This window comes from Neobacillus vireti (genome assembly GCF_036962465.1).
Classification (GTDB): domain Bacteria; phylum Bacillota; class Bacilli; order Bacillales; family Cytobacillaceae; genus Neobacillus; species Neobacillus vireti_B.
In genome coordinates, this window is record NZ_JBALNF010000077.1 from 1 (window position 1) to 19,933 (window position 19,933).

Annotated in this window: 20 protein-coding genes; 13 read left to right on the forward strand and 7 right to left on the reverse strand. The window is 38.7% G+C overall.

The window, feature by feature from the left end:
- Positions 1–58: 58 nt before the first annotated feature.
- The 7 genes from trhO to V7077_RS25775 all read left to right on the forward strand — a co-directional run bounded on the left by trhO (position 59) and on the right by V7077_RS25775 (position 8,124).
- Positions 59–1,009, forward strand: coding sequence for an oxygen-dependent tRNA uridine(34) hydroxylase TrhO (trhO, locus tag V7077_RS25745; protein WP_335507250.1), 951 nt, complete (start codon positions 59–61; stop codon positions 1,007–1,009).
- 158 nt (positions 1,010–1,167) lie between these two features.
- Positions 1,168–2,955, forward strand: coding sequence for an oligoendopeptidase F (gene pepF / locus V7077_RS25750; protein ID WP_335507252.1), 1,788 nt, complete (start codon positions 1,168–1,170; stop codon positions 2,953–2,955).
- A 227-nt stretch (positions 2,956–3,182) separates the two neighbouring features.
- Complete coding sequence (locus tag V7077_RS25755; RefSeq protein ID WP_335507254.1) at positions 3,183–4,097, forward strand: hypothetical protein; 915 nt, start codon at positions 3,183–3,185, stop codon at positions 4,095–4,097.
- Between the two features lie 20 nt (positions 4,098–4,117).
- Complete coding sequence (locus tag V7077_RS25760) at positions 4,118–4,759, forward strand: DUF4129 domain-containing protein (RefSeq protein ID WP_335507256.1); 642 nt, start codon at positions 4,118–4,120, stop codon at positions 4,757–4,759.
- On the forward strand, positions 4,756–5,889 hold the full coding sequence (locus tag V7077_RS25765) for a DUF4350 domain-containing protein (protein ID WP_335507259.1): 1,134 nt from the start codon (positions 4,756–4,758) through the stop codon (positions 5,887–5,889). Before V7077_RS25760 ends, V7077_RS25765 begins: the two co-directional genes overlap by 4 nt.
- Positions 5,886–6,815 carry an AAA family ATPase gene (locus tag V7077_RS25770; protein WP_335507261.1) on the forward strand — a complete coding sequence of 310 codons (930 nt, stop codon included), beginning with the start codon at positions 5,886–5,888 and terminating at the stop codon, positions 6,813–6,815. The genes V7077_RS25765 and V7077_RS25770 overlap by 4 nt, the downstream gene beginning before the upstream one ends.
- The gene (locus tag V7077_RS25775) at positions 6,766–8,124 is read left to right on the forward strand and encodes a DUF58 domain-containing protein (RefSeq protein WP_335507263.1); all 1,359 of its coding nucleotides are present in this window, start codon (positions 6,766–6,768) and stop codon (positions 8,122–8,124) included. The genes V7077_RS25770 and V7077_RS25775 overlap by 50 nt, the downstream gene beginning before the upstream one ends.
- Here V7077_RS25775 and V7077_RS25780 read toward each other — a convergent pair.
- Positions 8,102–9,082: a stage II sporulation protein M gene (locus V7077_RS25780; RefSeq protein ID WP_335507265.1), complete on the reverse strand. Its 981-nt coding sequence runs from the start codon at positions 9,080–9,082 to the stop codon at positions 8,102–8,104. The genes V7077_RS25775 and V7077_RS25780 overlap by 23 nt on opposite strands.
- A gap of 119 nt (positions 9,083–9,201) precedes the next feature.
- Here V7077_RS25780 and V7077_RS25785 point away from each other — a divergent pair, with 119 nt between their 5' ends.
- Both V7077_RS25785 and V7077_RS25790 read left to right on the forward strand, forming a co-directional pair.
- Positions 9,202–10,005 carry an RDD family protein gene (locus V7077_RS25785; protein WP_335507267.1) on the forward strand — a complete coding sequence of 268 codons (804 nt, stop codon included), beginning with the start codon at positions 9,202–9,204 and terminating at the stop codon, positions 10,003–10,005.
- Positions 10,006–10,106: 101 nt separating this feature from the next.
- Positions 10,107–10,682, forward strand: a complete 576-nt coding sequence (locus V7077_RS25790; RefSeq protein ID WP_335507269.1) for a GNAT family N-acetyltransferase — start codon at positions 10,107–10,109, stop codon at positions 10,680–10,682.
- A 142-nt stretch (positions 10,683–10,824) separates the two neighbouring features.
- Here V7077_RS25790 and V7077_RS25795 read toward each other — a convergent pair whose 3' ends face one another.
- From V7077_RS25795 to V7077_RS25815, 5 genes are all read right to left on the reverse strand, one after another.
- Positions 10,825–12,195, reverse strand: a complete 1,371-nt coding sequence (locus tag V7077_RS25795) for an aldehyde dehydrogenase (RefSeq protein WP_335507271.1) — start codon at positions 12,193–12,195, stop codon at positions 10,825–10,827.
- Between the two features lie 39 nt (positions 12,196–12,234).
- Positions 12,235–13,434: an iron-containing alcohol dehydrogenase gene (locus tag V7077_RS25800; protein ID WP_335507273.1), complete on the reverse strand. Its 1,200-nt coding sequence runs from the start codon at positions 13,432–13,434 to the stop codon at positions 12,235–12,237.
- A 307-nt stretch (positions 13,435–13,741) separates the two neighbouring features.
- The gene (locus tag V7077_RS25805) at positions 13,742–14,095 is read right to left on the reverse strand and encodes a spore coat protein (protein WP_335507274.1); all 354 of its coding nucleotides are present in this window, start codon (positions 14,093–14,095) and stop codon (positions 13,742–13,744) included.
- Between the two features lie 19 nt (positions 14,096–14,114).
- A complete protein-coding gene (locus V7077_RS25810; protein WP_335507276.1) occupies positions 14,115–14,381 on the reverse strand; it encodes a ferritin-like domain-containing protein in 267 nt (88 codons plus the stop codon).
- Positions 14,382–14,581: 200 nt separating this feature from the next.
- Entirely contained in the window at positions 14,582–16,273 is a 1,692-nt protein-coding gene (locus V7077_RS25815; protein WP_335507278.1) for a GMC family oxidoreductase, read from the reverse strand.
- 236 nt (positions 16,274–16,509) lie between these two features.
- On the opposite strand from V7077_RS25815, the gene V7077_RS25820 reads away from it, so the two are divergent.
- The 3 genes from V7077_RS25820 to V7077_RS25830 all read left to right on the forward strand — a co-directional run bounded on the left by V7077_RS25820 (position 16,510) and on the right by V7077_RS25830 (position 18,028).
- Complete coding sequence (locus tag V7077_RS25820) at positions 16,510–16,656, forward strand: YjcZ family sporulation protein (RefSeq protein ID WP_215042236.1); 147 nt, start codon at positions 16,510–16,512, stop codon at positions 16,654–16,656.
- A 165-nt stretch (positions 16,657–16,821) separates the two neighbouring features.
- Positions 16,822–17,334, forward strand: a complete 513-nt coding sequence (locus V7077_RS25825; RefSeq protein WP_335507280.1) for a DUF3189 family protein — start codon at positions 16,822–16,824, stop codon at positions 17,332–17,334.
- 145 nt (positions 17,335–17,479) lie between these two features.
- Positions 17,480–18,028: a Gmad2 immunoglobulin-like domain-containing protein gene (locus tag V7077_RS25830; protein ID WP_335507282.1), complete on the forward strand. Its 549-nt coding sequence runs from the start codon at positions 17,480–17,482 to the stop codon at positions 18,026–18,028.
- A 78-nt stretch (positions 18,029–18,106) separates the two neighbouring features.
- On the opposite strand, the gene V7077_RS25835 is transcribed toward V7077_RS25830, so the two are convergent.
- Complete coding sequence (locus V7077_RS25835; RefSeq protein WP_335507285.1) at positions 18,107–19,111, reverse strand: DUF3231 family protein; 1,005 nt, start codon at positions 19,109–19,111, stop codon at positions 18,107–18,109.
- Positions 19,112–19,254: 143 nt separating this feature from the next.
- Here V7077_RS25835 and V7077_RS25840 point away from each other — a divergent pair, with 143 nt between their 5' ends.
- On the forward strand, positions 19,255–19,761 hold the full coding sequence (locus V7077_RS25840; RefSeq protein WP_335507287.1) for a CBO0543 family protein: 507 nt from the start codon (positions 19,255–19,257) through the stop codon (positions 19,759–19,761).
- The last annotated feature ends 172 nt before the right edge of the window (positions 19,762–19,933 follow it).

A 19,933-nucleotide genomic window follows, 5' to 3' on the forward strand; every position in this document is an offset into this window, starting at 1 on the left:
TAATCATAAGGTTAATGTTGTAAATATAATTATTTTTAAAGGTTTAAGGTGGTTAATCATGAGTCAAGAATATAGAGTACTACTTTATTATAAATATGTAACAATTGAGAATTCTGAGGAATGCGCAAATGAGCACCGTCAAGTTTGTAACGACTTAGGCTTAAAAGGCCGGATTATTATTGCCGCTGAAGGAATCAATGGTACGGTGTCAGGCACCATTGAACAAACAGATGCTTATATGAAATACATGGACGAGCATCCGTTGTTTAATGGAACGTGGTTCAAAGTGGATGAAGCATCAGAACATGCTTTCAAAAAAATGAAGGTTCGTTATCGCTCAGAGCTTGTTACCTTGCGTTTGGAAGATGATATTGACCCGAATAAAGTAACTGGAAAGCATTTAAAACCAAAAGAATTTTTCGAGGCCATGCAAAGAGAGGATACAGTTGTGATCGATGCCCGTAATGATTACGAGTATGACCTTGGCCATTTCAGAGGAGCAGTCCGTCCGGATATTCTAAACTTCCGCGATCTCCCAGACTGGATTAGAGAGAATAAACAAGAATTTGAAGGCAAAAAAATTCTTACTTATTGTACAGGCGGGATACGTTGTGAAAAATTCTCAGGCTGGCTTCTTAAAGAAGGATTTGAAGATGTATCACAGCTTGAAGGCGGAATTGTCACTTACGGAAAAGACCCAGAAGTTCAAGGGGACCTATGGGATGGGCAGCTTTACGTGTTCGATGAGCGCATTAGTGTTCCAGTTAACCACAAAGAGCATGTCGTTGTCGGCAAGGATTATTTTTCTGGCGAGCCATGTGAGCGTTACGTAAACTGCGCGAACCCTGAATGTAATAAAAAAATTCTTTGCTCAGAAGAAAACGAACACAAGCACTTACGAAGCTGTTCCCATGAATGCCGCGTTCACCCACGAAACCGCTATGTTGCTGAACATGGTTTAAGTGAAGAAGAAGTAAATGAACGACTTATGGTGTTAAGTCATAACTAATAATAATGGAAGCAGGTCATCATGATGGCCTGCTTTTGCTATATAAAACTGAATTTAACATAAAAAAGGATAATCGTTGATACATATGGAATATACTTGTGAAGTCTTTTCTAATTAAAAAACAAAATATACCTGAAAACCTTGAAGGGAGTTTACCCATGATGCCATATAAAAATAGAAATGAAGTCCCCATCCAAGAAAAGTGGAATTTAGACGATATCTATCCAACGAATAGTAAATGGGAACAAGATTACCAATTAATAGAGAACATTGGCGCCAGCCTAAAACAATTTGATGGAAAAATAAACGATGGCCATTCCTTATATGAATACCTAAAAAACAGAGAAGAGCTGTCCTTCCATTTCAATAAAGTCTATGCCTATGCGATGTTGAAGGTCGACGAAAATACACGGGAAACACTCCCGCAGTCTTACTTAGACAAGGCAAAGCAGCTTAGTGTCAAAATCAGTGCGGCCACTTCCTTTTTTATGCCATTTTTACTGAACTTAGACGAAGAAACATTAACCGGTTATATTAAAGAAGAGGAAAAACTAAAATACTTTGAGGAAGACTTGCTTGACTCGTTTCGTTACAAAAAGCATGTCTTAAGTAAGGACCAAGAAGAGATTCTATCTCAATTAGGGGAAGCCTTGTCGGTTCCAAGTCACACCTTTGGAATGATTAATAACGCCGATATTAAATTTGGAGAAGTAACGACAGAAAATGGTGACCGGGTAGAATTAACACGTGGAATGTATTCTAAATTAATTGAAGATGAAGACCGTGATAAGCGAAGAGAGGCATACAAAGCATATTATCAACCGTATGTACAATTAAAGAATTCCATCGCCGCCACCCTTTCCGCTGCCATCAAAAATAACGTAACTTTAGCGAAAATTCGTCAATATCCAAGCGCGCTTGAAAAAGCACTATTTGGTGATAAAGTACCGCGAGAAGTTTATGAGAATCTGATTCAAGCAACAAAAGACAATATCGGGCCCATGCACAAGTATACAAGGTTACGCAAAGAGAAATTAAATATCGATGAAATCCGACAGTACGATATGAGCGTTCCGCTGGTCAGCGGGGTAAAACAAGTGATTTCCTATGAGGATGCCTTTGAAACCATGCTGAAGGCTCTCGCTCCGTTAGGTGAGGATTATTTAACGATATTGAAGGAGTTTAAGGACGGCCGTTATATTGATGTCCGTGAAACACCAGGAAAACGGTCCGGGGCCTATAACTTAGGTGTGTATGGTGTCCACCCGTATATTCTCTTAAACCACCAGGATGATTTAGATAGTTTATTTACCCTTGTCCACGAATGCGGTCACGGTGTTCACAGCAAGTTAAGCTCTCAGTATCAGCCGCAAATTACGGCCGGTTACAGTATTTTTGTGGCAGAAGTAGCCTCGACTGTGAACGAGGTCCTCTTAATTAACGACTTATTAAAAAATGAAAAAAATCCTGAGATTCACCATCATTTGCTCAATCATTTCATAGATCAATTCAAAGGAACCTTTTTTACACAAGTCATGTTTGCTGAGTTTGAGATGAAAACACATGACATGGCCGAAAAGGGGATCCCTCTGAATGTGGAAGTATTTAACCAAACGTATGAAACGTTGTTTAGGGAATACAATGGAGAAGAAATCGTCTTTGACGAAGAAGTCAAATATGGCTGGTCAAGAATTCCCCACTTTTACCGCCCATTTTATGTGTATAAGTACGCGACAGGCTTTGCTTCTGCGATCCATTTGGCGACAAAAATCTTGGATGGAGATCAAGACACCATCCACTCTTATTTAGAATTCTTAAAAAGCGGCAGCTCCGATTATCCGCTTGAGCTGTTAAAAAAGACTGGAGTTGATTTAACTACACCAGCACCAATCGAAAATGCGCTTAAACGATTTGGGGAGCTTGTCGAAGAGTTTGCAAAAATCTAATAAGAAAGTGTCAGTGCCCTGAAGATGGATAATTTTTAAAATAAATCCTTTTACTTCATAAACTTTAAAAATGGACCCGAGGAAATCAAATTCCTCGGGTTTATTCATGATTTTAAGTACTGGATTACAATTTTGGAGTTTGGCCATTTTTTGTTTATTTTTACAACTTTTTACTCTGAAGATTTGTTAGAATATATGGTATAAACAAATTTTAGGAGGATAATAAATTGGATTCTAAATTTACAAAACCAAAAGGGTTTGGAGAAATATTAGATCATACCTTTAGTTTGAGTAAGAATCGCTTTAAGGAATTTTTTATGATTTTAATTGTTTTTATGGGGCCTGTTTATTTACTTCAAGCCATCATTCAAATGGCCACGGGGACCAGTTTTTTTCGGGAAAATGGGAGTGGCGGGCAATGGTATGAGCAAATACTCTCGAATTTGGACAATTCCGGCTCGTTCGATTCTAGCAGTTTGCGAGCTGATATTGGCTTAATTATCGTTGGGTTATTAAGTTTTCTGCTATTTCCAGTTGCCGAGGCGGCCATTTTATTTACGATCCAGCATATTCAGAAAAAGGAAGAATATACGGTGAGTTCTGTCATTAAGGAAGCATTCCACCGATTCTGGCCCATCCTTGGCAGTTCGATTTTATTTGGCCTGATTGTTGTAGGGATTTTCTTGATTCCCATCTTGTTGGTGGCTTTTACAGGCGTTGCATTAGCAACTGCTGTCCATCCAGCTGTAGGGATTTTGGTCGGACTTCTATTATTTATAGGGTTTGCAATTGGTGCAGGACTGCTAATTACGCGCTGGAGCTTCTATTTTGGCTCAGTGGTTCTTGATAAGGTTTCACCCGGTTTTGGCAGGAGCTGGAGGTTGTCTCGGAAAAGAACATGGGTATTGTTTGGCCTCTATATAGTATTTTACTTAATTGTTTCCATTATAAGCTTTGCTGTCCAATTGACTTTTGGCGCACTTTTAGGGGACAGTGTATTATTGGGATTGATTACAAATCTGGTATCATTATTTACAACGATGATTTTCTCAGTTGGCTATGGGATTATGTATCTTGATTTAAAAACAAGAAACGGTGCAGAGGATTTAAAGGAATTGATAGATGATTATCAGTCTATCTAAATACCTAAAAGGTGATGGCGATGTTAAATGCAAACAAAGCACGAGACAATATTGAAGAGATTCTAAAAAAACAGGAGTATCAAGTTTATAACGCTCAGTCTAAAGGGTTAATCGAAACCTGGTGGGAAATGGCCAAAGAATGGATTGCCGTACAGCTGGATAAATTGTTTCCGTCTATTAAAAATGCCAGCAATGCATCAAGCGCTATTTTAATTGCTGTTATTGTAATCGTGATTTTATTGTTAGCTTGGGCAGCGTTTATTCTCGTCCGTAATATACGCAGAAATCGATTACTGCGGAAACAGAAGCCCCTTCAATCATTAAAGAATTGGAATTGGACATACCTGCAGCATTTGGAAGAAGCGGAGAAACTTGAATCCCTCGGTGAATATACAGAATCAATCAGACATCTTTTCTTAGCCATGCTGCTCTTTTATCATGAGAAGGCATGGCTGGAGGCAAGGATATGGAAAACGAATTGGGATTACTATGAGGAACTAAAAATAGTAAATCAGCAAAATGCTGACCAATTTAATGAGCTTGCCCACTTTTTTGAGGATGTGGCCTATGGGGAACATAAGGTAGGCCCTGAAGAATATCAGCCATTCCAAACCAAAATAAACAAAATACTGGGAGGCAGGGGGGTGGAAAGTATTCAATGATTCAGGCAAAAAGACGTGGATGGATTTGGTTTGCCGTACTCTTCTTGCTCTTTATAGGAGTGAGTTATCTTTCCTTCACACCAAAACCTAAAATATACCCGAATTATGTAACCGCCTCACCATCTCCTACTGGGGTGAAGGCATTATATACATATTTAGAAAAGGAAAAAGACGTAAAGAGCTGGAACCATTCGCCCGCGTTACTTCCAAATGGGGACCAAAACCAAATGCTTATAATGGTTGAACCAGCTTTTACACCAGAAAAAAAATTGATGCAGGCCTATGTCGATTATATGAAGGCTGGAAACACGATTTTATTATTTCAAACGAATCCAAAAGGGATGTTTACAATCGATGCGGATTTTATTGAAAAGGATCCTTCTCAAAACGTATTATCGACTATGGTTAAGGATCAGAACGGTAAATTAAAAAAAGCGGAAGTGAAATCAGATGTTCGAATCCGCCCGGTGAAAAGCGATGAACTCTTGCTGTCTGATCAGGCTGGACCAATTGCAGTAAAGAGAACCATAGGGAAGGGACATCTTATTGTTGCCATTACCCCAGAGTGGTTGACCAATTCTAAACTATTGAAAAAAGATCATTTACTCCTTAGTTTTAAACTTTTAAACGAAGGAAATCCTAACACATTGTTGTTTGATGAGTATACACATGTTGGTGAGAACGAGCCTAGCCTCTTAACCGTTTATCCAATCTGGTTCTTGGTTTTTCTTTTCCAAGGAATCCTTTTCATAGTGCTCTGGTTGTGGTATAAGGGAAAACGATTTGGTCCTTTGCTAAGCGAACGGGAAGAGTGGGTCCGCTTTAGCGATGAAGGGATCCAGGCAATTGCCGCCTGGTATGTAAAGGGCAGACGTTATCATGATTCACTTCAGATTCAAGCAGATTATGTTAAACTGCTGCTGCAGGAACGCTGGAATATTCCTTATAGTAAGGAATGGCAGGAATTAACCCCTTATGTTGAAAGAAAATGGCTAAAAATATCTATACCTGAAATGAAAGCTTTCCTTAACGGTTTAGCCGCAATTTTAAACCAAGAAAAGATTAATAAACAAGAATACCTTTTATGGTCAAGAAAACTAGAGGAATTACGAAACGAGGTTGAATCATGAAAACAGAATTAACAGCTTTCATTGAAAAATATGAGGAGCGGATCTTAGGTCAGAGCCTTAATATTAGGCTCCTTCTTTCTGCCATCCTTTCTGGTGGACATGTCCTGTTGGAAGGAGTGCCAGGCACTGGTAAAACGCAGATGGTCCGAACGCTTGCCGATCTGCTTGGTGGAAGATTTAATCGGATTCAGTTTACACCGGACTTACTGCCAAGTGATATTACCGGCAGCATGATTTTTAATATGAAAGAAGGCACGTTTCAAACCCTAAAGGGTCCGATTTTTACCAATATCCTGTTAGCAGATGAAATCAACCGAACACCTGCTAAGACACAAGCAGCCCTTTTAGAGGCGATGGAAGAAAAGCAGGTGACCATCCAAGGGGAAACCTATCAATTGCCTGATGTATTTTTCGTGGTAGCGACCCAAAACCCGATTGAATTTGAAGGTACCTATCCACTTCCGGAAGCGCAGCAAGACCGGTTTTTATTTAAACTTTATATTGATTTTCCTTCTTTTGAAGAGGAAAAGAATGTCTTAAAGCTAGTCATTGAAAACAGTTTTACAGAAAACCCGCTCTCCGCCATCCTGGATATCGGAACCTTTATGGAAATAAGAAAGGAAATTGAAAAGGTTACGGTGAGTGAGACGGTGCTTGGCTATATATTACAGATCGTGAGAAAAACACGTGAGGCAGAATCGATTCGCTTTGGGGCAAGTACAAGGGCAGGGATTTCGATCGGTAAAGCCGCTCAGGCGTGGGCGTATCTATTAGGAAGGGACTACGTAACACCAGATGATATTAAAAAGGTTGCTAAACCAGCCTTACGTCACCGGATTCAAGTCTCTCCACATATAGAATTGGAGGGAGTAACCGTTGACCAAATCATTGAAGAGCTTGTGGGCTCGGTTCCTGTTCCAAGATAGAGGAATCTTACCTGCCAAACGGCTATTGGTCTTCTATTTGATTTTAACTTTAGTTTTCATGATAGGTGCGATCATCGGTTTGTCTTGGGCTTATGTCATTACCATTAATCTCTTGATTCTATGTCTTAGTTTAGTGGACTTACTTTTTACACCCTCTAAACAGGAGCTCTCTTTTACCCGGGTGCTGCCTAAAGAAATGGAAAGAGGGCTCTCTTATCAGATCGAGATAGAGGTTAGTAATTCTTCTTCGTATTCTATCATGTATCGATTATTGGACGGATTGCCGCAGTCCTTTGACAGGCCGTTTCCACTGACGGGATCTATCCCAAAGAATTCTGTTGTAGTGGTTACCTATCATTCCACTGCTGCTGTCCGAGGAGACTATGAGGTTCAAAAATTGTATTTCCGCTATCGCAGCCGTTTTGGTTTCTGGGAAAAACAAACAACCGTTTCCTTACCGGAATCGGTGAAAGTGATTCCTGATTTAACCGAGACAAAGCAATTCTTAGAAAATGCTCAAAGCTTTTTAAAGTATGAAGGGTTACACATCCGGAGACAGCGAAGTGGTGTAGGGGATTTTTCAAAAATACGCGAGTTTGTAGTCGGTGATGATCCGCGGAAGATTAACTGGCGCCAAACGGCCAAACTGCGGGAAGTCATGACCAATGACTATGAACCGGAGCATGGCAAATATGTTACGATTCTAATTGATTGCGGGCGAATGATGGGAGCCGAATTGAAAAAAGGAAATCGGCTGGAAAAGGCATTAGAAGCAGCCCTGACTGTTACGGCAGCTGCGTTAAAAAAAGGCGATTATGTTTCTGTTTTAGCTTTTTCAAAAGAAATCCACGTATTTGTTCCCCCTGCTAAAGGAATGGCGCACTTACAGACCATTTTACACGCCATTTACAATCTAAAGGTAGACGCAGCTGAGTCCAATTATAGCTCCGTCTTTCGGTATTTAGAGACGGTGCAAAAGAAACGAAGTCTGCTGCTTTTATTTAGTGATGTCCGAACTTTTTTACACGAGGAAAGTGCTTTGGCTTATTTACAACGGCTTCGTCAGCGCCATTTGTTTTTGATGATTGGGGTAGAAGATCAAACCTTACTTAAGAGAGTAAACGAAGTCCCTGAAACAGTCCAGCAAGCCATGGTGAAAAGTATTGCCCAGCAGCAATTGCTTATAAAAAAGCGGGAAAAGAACAAATGGGAAAAACAAGGCCTCCAGATGATTGAGGCCCGTGAGGAAAAGTTGGCGGTCACTGCTGTCTCTCATTATATCGAGATTATGAATCAAAATCTTTTATAATCTGCGCTTTGGCTAGCTTTAATTTGCCTATTAAAACATAGAGGATAAGGCCGGCAACTGTTAGCACTGCGACGATATATTTTGCTTCTAGCGAAATCTTTGCCGGTGTAATAAAGCCTTCAATAATACCAGCAATCACGAATAATGGTATCGTACCAAGCAGCAGCTGAACAGACCGTTTGGCCTGCCGCTTTAGTTGCCAGCCTCTTGTGTATTGTCCCGGAACAAAGAGCTTATAGCCCATTAAAAGACCAGCACCTCCGGCGATAAAAATAGCTGTAAGTTCGATCATTCCATGAGGAACAATATAGGCCCAAAAATCATAGGATTTGCCGTGATGCCAAAAAAGTGCGGCCAGTGCTCCAATAATAATTCCGTTGTAAACCATTAAATAAACGGTTACGAGCCCAAAGGTAATGCCTCCGGCGAAGGCAAAAATGCCTACTTTAATATTATTCGTCATAATACTCGCTGACATGAGCGAAGAATCCACGGCACTTGTGCCCTTCCCGAGTTTGCTGGGATCGATGCCTTGTGAAATCTCCGGCGGAAGGATCGAATAAATATGGAGCGGATCATTCATAACTGAAAGAAAGCTTCCAATTGCTCCTATTAAAAATAATATCATTGCCGCTGCGACAAATTTCCACTGCTCTAGCAATAAACCAATAAATTTTGTACTAAAGAAATATCGAATCTGTTTTATGCTCGACACCTGGTCTTTGTATAGGAGGTTATGTGCTTTCGACACAAGGCCGTTTAAATAGGGTGTGACCTCATCATTTGGAAAATAGGTTTGACTGTATGAAAGATTTTGCGCTGCTTTTTGATATAAGCGATAAAACTGTGTAATGGTTTCATCTGTATAGTCCTTTTTTTGTTTGCTTAATTGGCTAATGTATTGTTCCAATTGCTTCCATTCTTCACGGTGCATCTTTACAAATTGCTTGAGATTCACTTTGACACCTCTTTTACGGAGCTATGTAAATTTTTATACTTTTCTCCTTATTATAGAAAATTAATAGGAAAATAGAAACCATAACAGAGAAAATCAACAAGATTTAAGGGGGGAATTTGATGAAAGATGATCATTTAGATATTAAAACACCAGAGTATGTAGCCATTCAGTTTCAGATTGCGGGGTTAGGAAGCAGGGCAGCAGCCTTTATTATAGACCAAGTCCTGTTAATGCTTGTAAATATACTGATCATAGTGGCCCTTTTTTTTGTTATGGATGGGATCGAACAGATGCCTTTGTTTCTTGCCAGTAGTTCTTTTCCAATCGCGGTTGTCGTTATTGGCTTGTTTGTCCTAAATTGGGGTTACTTCTTTTTCTTTGAGTTTTTTTCTGGAGGCCGCACCCTTGGAAAAAAAATAGTCGGAATCCGTGTCATTCAGGATAATGGGCATAGCATTACCTTACTTTCTAGTTTTATTCGAAATCTTGTTCGTCTGATTGATTCGCTGCCAACTGCCTATTTTCTCGGTATCCTAATGATCTTTTTCCATTCCAAACATAAACGGCTAGGCGATCTGGTCGCTGGCACGATTGTTGTTCATGAACGAAAGGCAAAAAAGAAAAAAAAGCTTACTTCGATTGAAAAAGAAATCAATTTAAGAGGACTCGACGTGAGGGATTTTGAAATGGAAGAATGGACTTTAAAATCCTTTTCAGCTAAGGACTGGAAGTTAATCAGCACCTATGCAAATCGCTTTGATCAGCTACCCCTCGACGAACGAATTCAGCTGACAAACCAGATTGCTGGCTTGCTGCTGCCTAAGACTGGTATCGACGTGAACGGAAAAAATAATACTGAATTAGAAAATGATCTCCTAGTTCTTTACTTAATTCTTAAGGATGAATGGGAGTTTGAGCTTTAAGTTTAAAGGGTAAATACATTAGAATGTGTATCGTCCGTATGAGATTCAGTGAAGAGCAAATACTTCCTAATGTATTCATCAATTTTGGAAAGGAGTAGCCGATGCATTGGTATGAAAAATTAAATCAATATTTTCCAATCGAAGAAATGAAATCAAAAGAGCATATGGAGACTTTACTTAAAGAGCGTTCTGAAATCTATTATAAAGATGAGGGACCCAATCATGTTTTAATGTATGTAGAACTTGAAAATTTTATATTTATCGATTATCTCTTCGTTTCAAAAAATGCTCGCGGCCAAGGGCTTGGTAATAAACTACTAGAAAAAATGAAGCGGAAGGGAAAGCCAATTATTCTCGAAGTAGAACCAGTAAACTATGAAGACAGCGATACTGAAAAGCGGCTTCGTTTTTATAAGCGAGTAGGATTTGAACATGCAGAGTCCATCGGATATGAAAGAAGATCACTTGCAACAAATCAGATTAATAAAATGGAGATACTATATTGGGCACCAAATCATGAGTCTGAAGAAATGATATTTGAAGCGATGAAAAAAACATACAACTTAATTCATACTTATAAAGACAAGCACTTCTATGGAAAATCTTATCAACCTGTTGAAGAGGTCCTAACCTTTGACCACGAAACTGAAAATAGTAATATCCTTGAAGATTTATAAAGTCTTTGTTTCTCAAACCCAGTACTTTTAAAAGGTGCTGGGATTTTTATTCCACTTCCCAATTTGACTGAAATGAGGAGAGTTTTGGAACCGCCTAAAACAAACAGCCTGGCCACCCATTCTTAAGGCCAGACTGTTTATCTTATTTCATAAATAACTTGATTTTTTCTAGTCCGTTCTTCACATTTGGATAGCGGAACGGGATATCAAACTTGGTCGTTTGTTTAAGAACGCTTTTTAGATGGGAGAACGTGTCAAAATTTCCTTTGCCATGATAGGCTCCGATCCCGCTGGTGCCGACACCTCCAAATGGAAGGTAGGGCGAAACAAAGTGATAAACGGTATCATTGACGCAACCGCCGCCGAAGGAAACTTTATTTAACACTTCTTCTTGAATGTGATGATCTTCCGTGAAAATATAGAGAGCAAGTGGTTTTGGATGACGATGAATCCCCTCAACTACCTCCGATAAATCATCAAATTCCAGAACAGGGAGGAGAGGCCCAAATATTTCATCCTGCATAATGGAATCTTCCCAACTGATGTCCGTTAATACCGTAGGCTCAATGGTTAAACGATCTTGATCCACATTTCCTCCCGTAAATAAATGCCCATTATCTAAAAAAGACGTCAGTCTTGTAAAATGTCTTTTACTGACAATCCGCGTAAAATCCGGATTATTTAACGGTTCTTTTCCATACAGTTCTGTTATTGTATCCTTAAATAGCTGCAGGAATGGTTCTTTAACCTTTTTATGAACGTACAAATAATCAGGGGCGATGCATGTTTGTCCGGCATTGGTAAACTTTCCCCAGGCAATGCGTTTCGCAGCCAGCTTAAGATTGGCATCCTCATGGACGATACAAGGGCTTTTGCCACCCAATTCTAATGTTACCGGCGTTAAATGTTTCGCAGCCGCTTCCATGATGATTTTTCCTACCGGAACACTTCCTGTAAAGAAAATATAATCGAGCTGTTCATTCAGCAGACCCTGACTTGTTTCAACACCGCCTTGGACAACGGCAATATACTCCTCTGGGAAAAGATCCAGTATCAGTGTTCCCAATACTTCAGAAGTTCTTGGCGTCAGTTCTGATGGTTTGATTATCGCACAATTTCCGGCGGCAATTGCACCGATTAACGGGGCAACTGCCAATTGAAACGGATAATTCCAGGGAGCGATGATTAACGATACACCGTATGGTTCAGGATAGATATAACTAGTTGAACCAATATGGGTAACGGGTGTTTTGACCTTTTTAGGTGCTGCCCATGACCTTAGATGCTTAATCGTAAAGCGTAATTCCTCTAAAACAAATCCAATTTCAGAGGTATACGCATCAAATTCTGATTTATTTAAGTCCTTTCTTAAGGCCTCCATTAGTACTAGTTCATTCTTTTTAATGGCAGTGCGTAACTTCTGAAGGGCTTCAAGTCGGAAGGAAATATTTTTGGTTTTTTCCGTTTTGAAAAATGATTTTTGCTTGGATATGAGAGAACGATAAGTCTCCATTTCTCAACTACCTTTCTTTAATGTATCCAGGAAAAGATGCTATTCCTTTATCAATTGGTAGAGTTGGAACAGGTCTTCCCTAAAGAGAATTCGCGGGACAGGATAAAGGGGATTTGCTTCGGCAAATGCCCGTTCCACCATAAGGGGAATATCTCGATCAACAATGCCACTGACCTTTTTGGGGATATTCAACCTGTCATTTAAATGTTTGATTTCCTCAATGAATTTTTCGGCATTTTGTTTGGTACTGTCAGCAGGATCGGCAATGCCGACTATTTCAGCCAGTTCGGCTAAAGGCAGGTGGACGGATTCACCGTAATACTCTAGGACATAGGGTAAGATAATAGCATTTGCCAGCCCATGGGGAACCGAATAGAATCCACCTAAGGTATGGGCAATGGCATGCACATAACCAACATACGCCCTAGTAAAAGCCATACCAGCTAAATAGGCTGCCTTTTGCATATTTGAGCGTGCCGTAAGATTAGTCCCGTTTAAATAAACTTCCTCAAGATTTTTAAATATTAGTTGAATCGCCTCAATACTGTATTGCGTTGTATTCTTCGTATTACTCCTCCCGATATAGGCTTCAACTGCATGTGTCAAAGCATCAATTCCCGTTGCTGCGGTGATAGGAGGGGGGAGCTTGACGGTTAACAAGGGATCTAAAACAGCAAAATGCGGGATGAGGGATGGGTCCATTATCGCATATTTTTCATGGGTTTCGCTATTAGAGACTACGGCAGCGAGTGTGGCTTCACTGCCTGTACCAGCTGTGGTAGGAACCGCAAAGAGGGGAGGAAGCTTTTTTAAAATCTTTAATACACCTTTCATTTGTGGAAGTGATTTATTTGGCTTTGCAACTCGAGCGCCTACCCCCTTCGCACAATCCATCGGGGAACCACCGCCAAACGCGATAATCCCTTGACAATTATGCTTCGAGTACATTTGTAATGCTTCTTCAATATTTTCAATTGTGGGATTTGGGACTGTTTTGTCATAAATAACGAATGAAATCTTTTCATTTTTCAGGTCCTCCAGAAATTCATCCATCAGTCCAACTGAAACAATTCCCTGATCGGTGACGATTAAAACGCTCTCAATTCCTTGTTTTTTAATGAGATTGGCCAGTTTTCGTAAACTATTTTCGCCTTCTAACAGCTCGGGTTCCCGCCAGGGCAGAAAGGAGGAGGTTGCTTTCATAACCCCTTGAAACGTCCTGCAATAAGCTTTGTACATAACATAACCTCACTTTACCTAAGATTTGGCTTCCTTCTAAAAATATTTCATGAGGGAAACAGTCAATCTACCGAAATACAAGCGGACTATTTAGGAAAAAGTTTTATACCGATGATGTATACACATTATATAGCGTATTTAATTTGGAAAAGTCAAGTTAGTTTTATGAATATAATTAAAATTCTGAAAATATAACTCATTTATGCAAAAAAAGATTATTCTGCTATTTTATTAGCAGCTTAAATTTCAGCGAAAGAGGGACAGTGGATCGGGGAAACAAAAAAGCCTAGATCACTAGGCTTTCTCTTTAGTATGGGAATTGGGAAGAATAATTGTTAAATTGTTGATAGGCTTGGTCAATTTTTTGCTGCTCTTCTGCCTCCAGCTTATACCAGCCATGCTGGAACATTAAGTTATAAAGCTCACGGCAGCTTTGGTGTGTTTCATTAAGCATTTGCAGTAAATCTTGATGCAGCTGTTCATGGCTTGCTTCGCGGACAGCAATGTTCATGCTGTCTGTTAAATATTTGCAAGTACTCAACGCATCATTAATAAAGTCACGATCATTCATTTCAGGACTTTTTACTTTTGGCAATTCACCTGTTTGTGGATTGGCAATTTGATTTTTGTTTTGGTTTTGTTGGGATTGTTGATTTTGCATCACGTTTCCTCCATTTTGTTTACTGTAGTTGTGTATTAGGTAAGCTTGCTAAGGCTGCATTATTATCAACTTGTAGATGAGTTAGAATTTTTTGGAAGTGTTTTTGGTGCATTTGCCCTGCATTGTCAAGTGCTTCTTTAAATTGTGGATTTTGTACTTGCTGTGCCATAGCGTGAAATTTCTTAAAAGTTAGCAGTTCCCATGACATTGCATCCTTTAAATACAAAAGATCCTTAGTCGTGATGGCTCGCGGTGGATTTGGAATTGGCGGCTGATTCATTTGCATAAGAAAAACTCCTTTTATGTTTAATATTAATCACCTATAGAATTTACTAAAGGGAGTCATTTTATGAAAAATAGAAAACGAAGAAACATTTCACATTAAAGAAAAAAAACGTTGGTTATTACTAACCGACGCTTTTATCACTAGAAAAATAAACATGTGATTTTTGTATGTTGTTACCCAATATCCAGTATATATTCAATTTAGTGTTGTTCTCGAATAAATCTGACAGCATTTAAACCAATCATTTGTGCTGCTAAGGCTGTGTTACCATCAGGTAAAATGGGGGAGATGGAAAGATCGGCAACTTTTAGGTTTTGGGTCCCAAATACATTTAAATAACCATCTACCACTGCTTCATCGATATTCCTGCCCATCCTGCATTGTCCTCCATAGTGATTAAGGACGTTATAGGATGCCTTGGCAAAATTAGCAAGCAGGGTTCGTTTCTTTTGCTCATCTTTTAAATTAAATATATTTTCCGAAGGATAAACCACCCTGTATATCCCCTCAGGATCCAATAATCGTGCTCGTTTTATTACATTGTAGGTTTCAATATAATGGTTAACCATAAAATCTAAATCATCTGGGTTCTCTAAGGGATTAAAGTCAACAGAGGGATAGGCTTCAGGGTCGCTATGTGCTGCCAAAATGGTCCCTTTACTTTTTGGTTTTAGATCGACAATTCCAATACTCATGATATTACTCGGTTTATCTTCGTTAAAATCCCAATTGTTAATCTGAACATCTTGAACCGGAATAAATCTTGGGAATACATTACCTAATAATTGGAGGCGACGCCCTGACTTCCGTCCTTCTTCATCGTCTTTTTTAAAGGCACCTAATGGTATAGGTTGATCAGGGTCAGATGACATGACCATTAATAGGCGGGTAGTTTCCACTTCCACCCCCATACCAACAGCATAATGTGTATGAAAATTGTATCCAACATTTGGGCTTTCGACTATTGTTGATATTCCGGCTTTAGATAAATCTGAAGATCTTCCGATTCCTGATCGTTGTAAAATAACAGAGGAGAAATTCCCCGCAGAGACTATTATCCCTTTGCTTGCAAAGGCTCTTTGTGATTTACCGTTTCTAACAAATTCAACCCCGACAGCAATTTGAATTTGTCTGTCTTGTTCAAAGAGAATTTTATTCACGGTAGACTTTGCAATTACTGCCAGTCTTCTTTGACCAACTCCAAACTCATCAGGGCTCCATTCATCCCCAGGGGTAACAATATGTTTATTTAAATAACCAGTGGCAGTAGAAGAACGAACGAATTTCCCTGTATTCAATTCTTTTTGGGTAAATTGGGACTTAAAGAATGTACAATCTCTTATCCCCGTATTATAATCCTCCACAATGGGAATTCCTAACACTTCAGATGTTGCTTTTGCTAAAATAGTCGTAAGACCAGCTTTCGGTATCTTTTGCTGTCGTATAAAGATGGGACCATTGGTTCCTCTTTCTTTAGGATTCTGTGTCCAGCCAATATATGTTTCATTTTCTTGAAATAATTGACGGATATTTTCATAACTCCATTGAGGACCTGAAAGACTTGCCCATTCATCATAAAGATGACGACTTCCTCGAACAGCAAGCATTGCGTTGTGCTCAGAACTCCCGCCTATTACTCTGCCGCCTGATAATAAAAGCTGACGGCCGATCGATTGTTCCAATTTAGATAGAATATTAAAGGAATACTTATTATCAGTAGCTAAGTTTATTGCAGTACCACCACTAGGGCTGCTTAGCGCTTTTGTCATATTGGTTCCTTCTTCAAGGACAAGTACAGATGTTGATTTATCATCTGTTAATTCTTTTGCAATTACTCCACCTGCGGTTCCAGCACCTATTACAATATAATCAAATGTATTTTTTGGGGACATGTGAACCTACCTCTCCATACCCTTACCTATGATTTAATGAATACTATCATATATATGTGAACAGCTTTCTTGTGTGAGTGTCCCTGTTACACAGTGGTTTTGATTAAATAAATCCTAAAAAAATCAGGTGATGTAAGTTTCAAGTTTGTCCTTAATTTGAATCTAGTGAAAACGCCCTTCCCATTTTCATCTACTTTACATAGATTGTAATGAAAATACCTAAAGGAGGGCTCAAAATGTTTGGTTATGGTGGTTTTGGAGGTTACGGTGGTTGTTGTGGAGGTTATGGTTACGGAGGAGGATTCGGCTGCGGCGGTGGTTTTGCTTTAATTGTTGTATTGTTCATCTTATTAATCATCGTTGGAGCAGTAATCTGTTTCTAAGAAATTCGACTAATTTTCAGACCAATTAAAAGCCCTTTTTGGGCTTTTTTGAGTTACTTAATTAACTTAAACCTCCCAAAAAAATGATAAACAGTTACACCGTAGAATGAAAATTAGCTTACATGCGCATAATAAATATATATAAGGAATAAAGGATGAATTCCTATGATATTTATTTACCATGATTACGCTGGAACTCATACAACCTCTATGGCAGCGGCCTATCATTTAAACCAATTACCACAATCGGAAAGAAAACTAACTAGAGATGAAATATTGAATGTAAAATATTTTAATAAACTTACGAGAAAAGATTTTGGAAAGCTTCTTTATCATGGGGAGGATGAGGAGGGCAATTCGGTTTATACGATTGGATGCAAACGGGATAAACTTGCTGTCCCGGCAATGAAAGAACTGACGTTGATGCTTAAAGGCAAATTTCATTTTAATGAGAAAATAATTTTCTCCCATACTTCTCCAACCGTTCCATTACCAATGTCGCTTGGAGGATTTTTTTCGAGAGGTTTGAGAATCGACTTTATTGGTGTCCCATTGTTAGTGATTGGAGCAAAACAATGCTGTGATAATATTTTTCGGCTGGTTGAAAACACGAAGCAGGTAGGGCGTAAGTCATTTGAGGAACCAGTTATTATTTTAGAAAATGAAATGTACAAATAAATAGCATCATATTTTTTTGCAATCCAATGATCTTTCATTGGATTTTTCCATTTGGATTAATGGGAAGCCACAGATGATAATTTTTCACATGTCTTATCAATTTGCCAAGATTTTGTGAATAAAAATAAAAAAAGGGGGTTAAAATTTGAAAAAACTCGCTCATTTATTAGTTGCATTTATCGCTATTTTCGGTTTAACTGCATGTAATCACCAACAAGATAAAACGATTAATCAAGAAAAATCAACTTCACATGTACAAAAGGGAACAACAAATCCAGAACAACCAGCCACACCTGAAGAAGAGGGTACAAAAGGACCAGAGGCACCAGCTGCACCAGAAAAAGATGGAACAAAAGAACCGGATCAACCAACTGCACCTGTACCGGAGACAAACGTCTACGAAAACAACGTATTTAAAGAGGTAGTAGTAAAAGAGACAGGGGACAAAATCATCGTCACGGGAAAAGCTCAGGTATTTGAAGGGGTCTTTCAATATGCTCTTCATGACGGAGAAAAAGTGGTGCTTGAAAATAATTACCAAACAGCCGGGGCACCTGCTTGGGGAAAATTTGAAATATCGTTTGAAAAAGGGTTAGTAGCATCGAATCATGTTAAACTCGAATTATATGTTTACTCAGCAAAAGATGGTTCAAAGGTAAACACGTTAGAAATTCCCATCCCAAAACCTAACTGACTTCGATAAAAATTTAGTACCCGTATTATTAACGCTACGGGTACTTTACTGTGTTCGAAAAATGGTGCACTAACTCAATTACCTATTCATAATTCGTGGTCGATCTTCCATTTGCGGCGGCTCCTCAAACCATCCATTATTCATCATCAGTTCAAGTCCTTCTTGCCCATATAAAAAGACATCTTTTGATAGCAATGACATTTTCATGGATATATCGTTTCGGAGAGTAAACATAGCTCCAAAGCTGCCGCCTACTAGCCCAAATCCATTAAATAGGCATATACAATACAACATCATTTTATCAGAAAAGGGTGCAACGGTTGAAGTGGTTACAATACTGCCGGAAGTTGTAGAAAAGTGAACATTTGCTTCTAATAATATTTCTTCGATTGTTTGTATTTGTTTTTTTGCAAGTTCTAATCCTTTTACAAAGTATTTTCTGACCTTTTTGTTTTCAGCACATTGGGCAAACCCAGTAATCAGCTGCATGCCTACATTATTGGTCTCAATTCCATGATGAAGGATTCCTACTTCGAGGCCACTTAATGATCTTTTATCGCCAAAAGGCTTGAAACCTTTCATATATCGATCACTTTTGACAAACTCAACTGTTTTAGGCATTGTCATATTTGGCGGAAGAGTTAAAATTCCTTTATTCAGTAAATAAATAGTAGAAAGTTTATAAATCTTTTGAGTGACGGCAGTGAGTCCTTCATAAATTGCTATCACATCTTTTCGATAGGCCATATTTATATTGATTGTATATAACCCCATACTTAACTCTTTGAGGATCCGAAGAAACATAATATCAAATCCATTATCGTATAGTTTTGGCGCTTCCATGTTTACATCTTCTTTTCTAAATCCTAATGGAATGACCATACCTTCTTTTTCAAAAATGGATTTGATTTCAATCACATAAAAGTGTAATTCCTGCCATAAACCACCCATTATATTCTTGGCCTCTTGGTCATCACTCTTCACCATAAAATATTCTAAGATTCTAAGGATCATGGTTTTTTCCTGAAAGGTGAGCCAAAGTGTCCCGATTTCCGAGGCACTTAAAGGGTTAATTCTTTCCAAAATTTTTACCTCCAGACACCTATGTCATAATAACTAATGTTCCCATTTTATTATTTAGTATGAGAAATAACCTGCTATTCTCATGTATGGTATTTTGATAAAGAGGGAAACTATGTAAAAAGCAGTGGAAAGGATAGAAGGTAATGCATCTTGCTATTACGATTCTAACCATTTTGGCTTCCTTAAGGTGGGCTGATTGGCAAAACTGGAGAGACTACCATGCTAGTATGTTTTTTATTTCCACTGGCGGTATGATGTATGAATATATTGTCCAAGAAAATACTTTATGGAAGTTTCATCCTGATTTCTTATATGGACATGAAATGGTTGTCTTAGTTTATGCTATTATAACCATGCCCATTAGTATCTTGATCTATCTTTCCCATTTCCCGGAAACCTGGATGAAGCGGCTGCTTTATATTATCGTTTGGTCTGGAATTTATATTTTTATGGAGTGGATCTTACTAATGTTTGGAAGAATCTCTTATCAGAACGGATGGAAGTTTTGGTATTCGTTTTACTTTGATATTTTGATGTTCTCCGTTATTGCCCTCCATCAGCACAAACCTTTCCGAGCTTATATGATCTCGTTACCTGTCATCCTTTTCTTAATCTTTTATTTTGATATTCCTTTTAAGTTCGGAAAGTAGCTCAAAAAGCCATTCACTAGGGAATGGTTTTTTAAGTGTGTTTAAGGCTTCCAAAAAAATAAGGAAACCAAGGGTGCAGTGCACCGGAGTTTCCTTCAAGAAAGGTATTAGGCAAATTTATTATAGATTGAATGACTCCCTAATCCAAGGAACTTGTCAGATTATCTAACAT

Bases quoted from the DNA above. Each gene is read 5' to 3' on its own strand.
- trhO (WP_335507250.1), top strand. From the start codon at position 59: ATGAGTCAAGAATATAGAGTACTACTTTATTATAAATATGTAACAATT.
- pepF (WP_335507252.1), top strand. From the start codon at position 1,168: ATGATGCCATATAAAAATAGAAATGAAGTCCCCATCCAAGAAAAGTGG.
- V7077_RS25760 (WP_335507256.1), top strand. From the start codon at position 4,118: ATGTTAAATGCAAACAAAGCACGAGACAATATTGAAGAGATTCTAAAA.
- V7077_RS25765 (WP_335507259.1), top strand. From the start codon at position 4,756: ATGATTCAGGCAAAAAGACGTGGATGGATTTGGTTTGCCGTACTCTTC.
- V7077_RS25770 (WP_335507261.1), top strand. From the start codon at position 5,886: ATGAAAACAGAATTAACAGCTTTCATTGAAAAATATGAGGAGCGGATC.
- V7077_RS25785 (WP_335507267.1), top strand. From the start codon at position 9,202: ATGAAAGATGATCATTTAGATATTAAAACACCAGAGTATGTAGCCATT.
- V7077_RS25790 (WP_335507269.1), top strand. From the start codon at position 10,107: ATGCATTGGTATGAAAAATTAAATCAATATTTTCCAATCGAAGAAATG.
- V7077_RS25795 (WP_335507271.1), bottom strand. From the start codon at position 12,195: ATGGAGACTTATCGTTCTCTCATATCCAAGCAAAAATCATTTTTCAAA.
- V7077_RS25800 (WP_335507273.1), bottom strand. From the start codon at position 13,434: ATGTACAAAGCTTATTGCAGGACGTTTCAAGGGGTTATGAAAGCAACC.
- V7077_RS25805 (WP_335507274.1), bottom strand. From the start codon at position 14,095: ATGCAAAATCAACAATCCCAACAAAACCAAAACAAAAATCAAATTGCC.
- V7077_RS25810 (WP_335507276.1), bottom strand. From the start codon at position 14,381: ATGCAAATGAATCAGCCGCCAATTCCAAATCCACCGCGAGCCATCACG.
- V7077_RS25815 (WP_335507278.1), bottom strand. From the start codon at position 16,273: ATGTCCCCAAAAAATACATTTGATTATATTGTAATAGGTGCTGGAACC.
- V7077_RS25820 (WP_215042236.1), top strand. From the start codon at position 16,510: ATGTTTGGTTATGGTGGTTTTGGAGGTTACGGTGGTTGTTGTGGAGGT.
- V7077_RS25825 (WP_335507280.1), top strand. From the start codon at position 16,822: ATGATATTTATTTACCATGATTACGCTGGAACTCATACAACCTCTATG.
- V7077_RS25840 (WP_335507287.1), top strand. From the start codon at position 19,255: ATGCATCTTGCTATTACGATTCTAACCATTTTGGCTTCCTTAAGGTGG.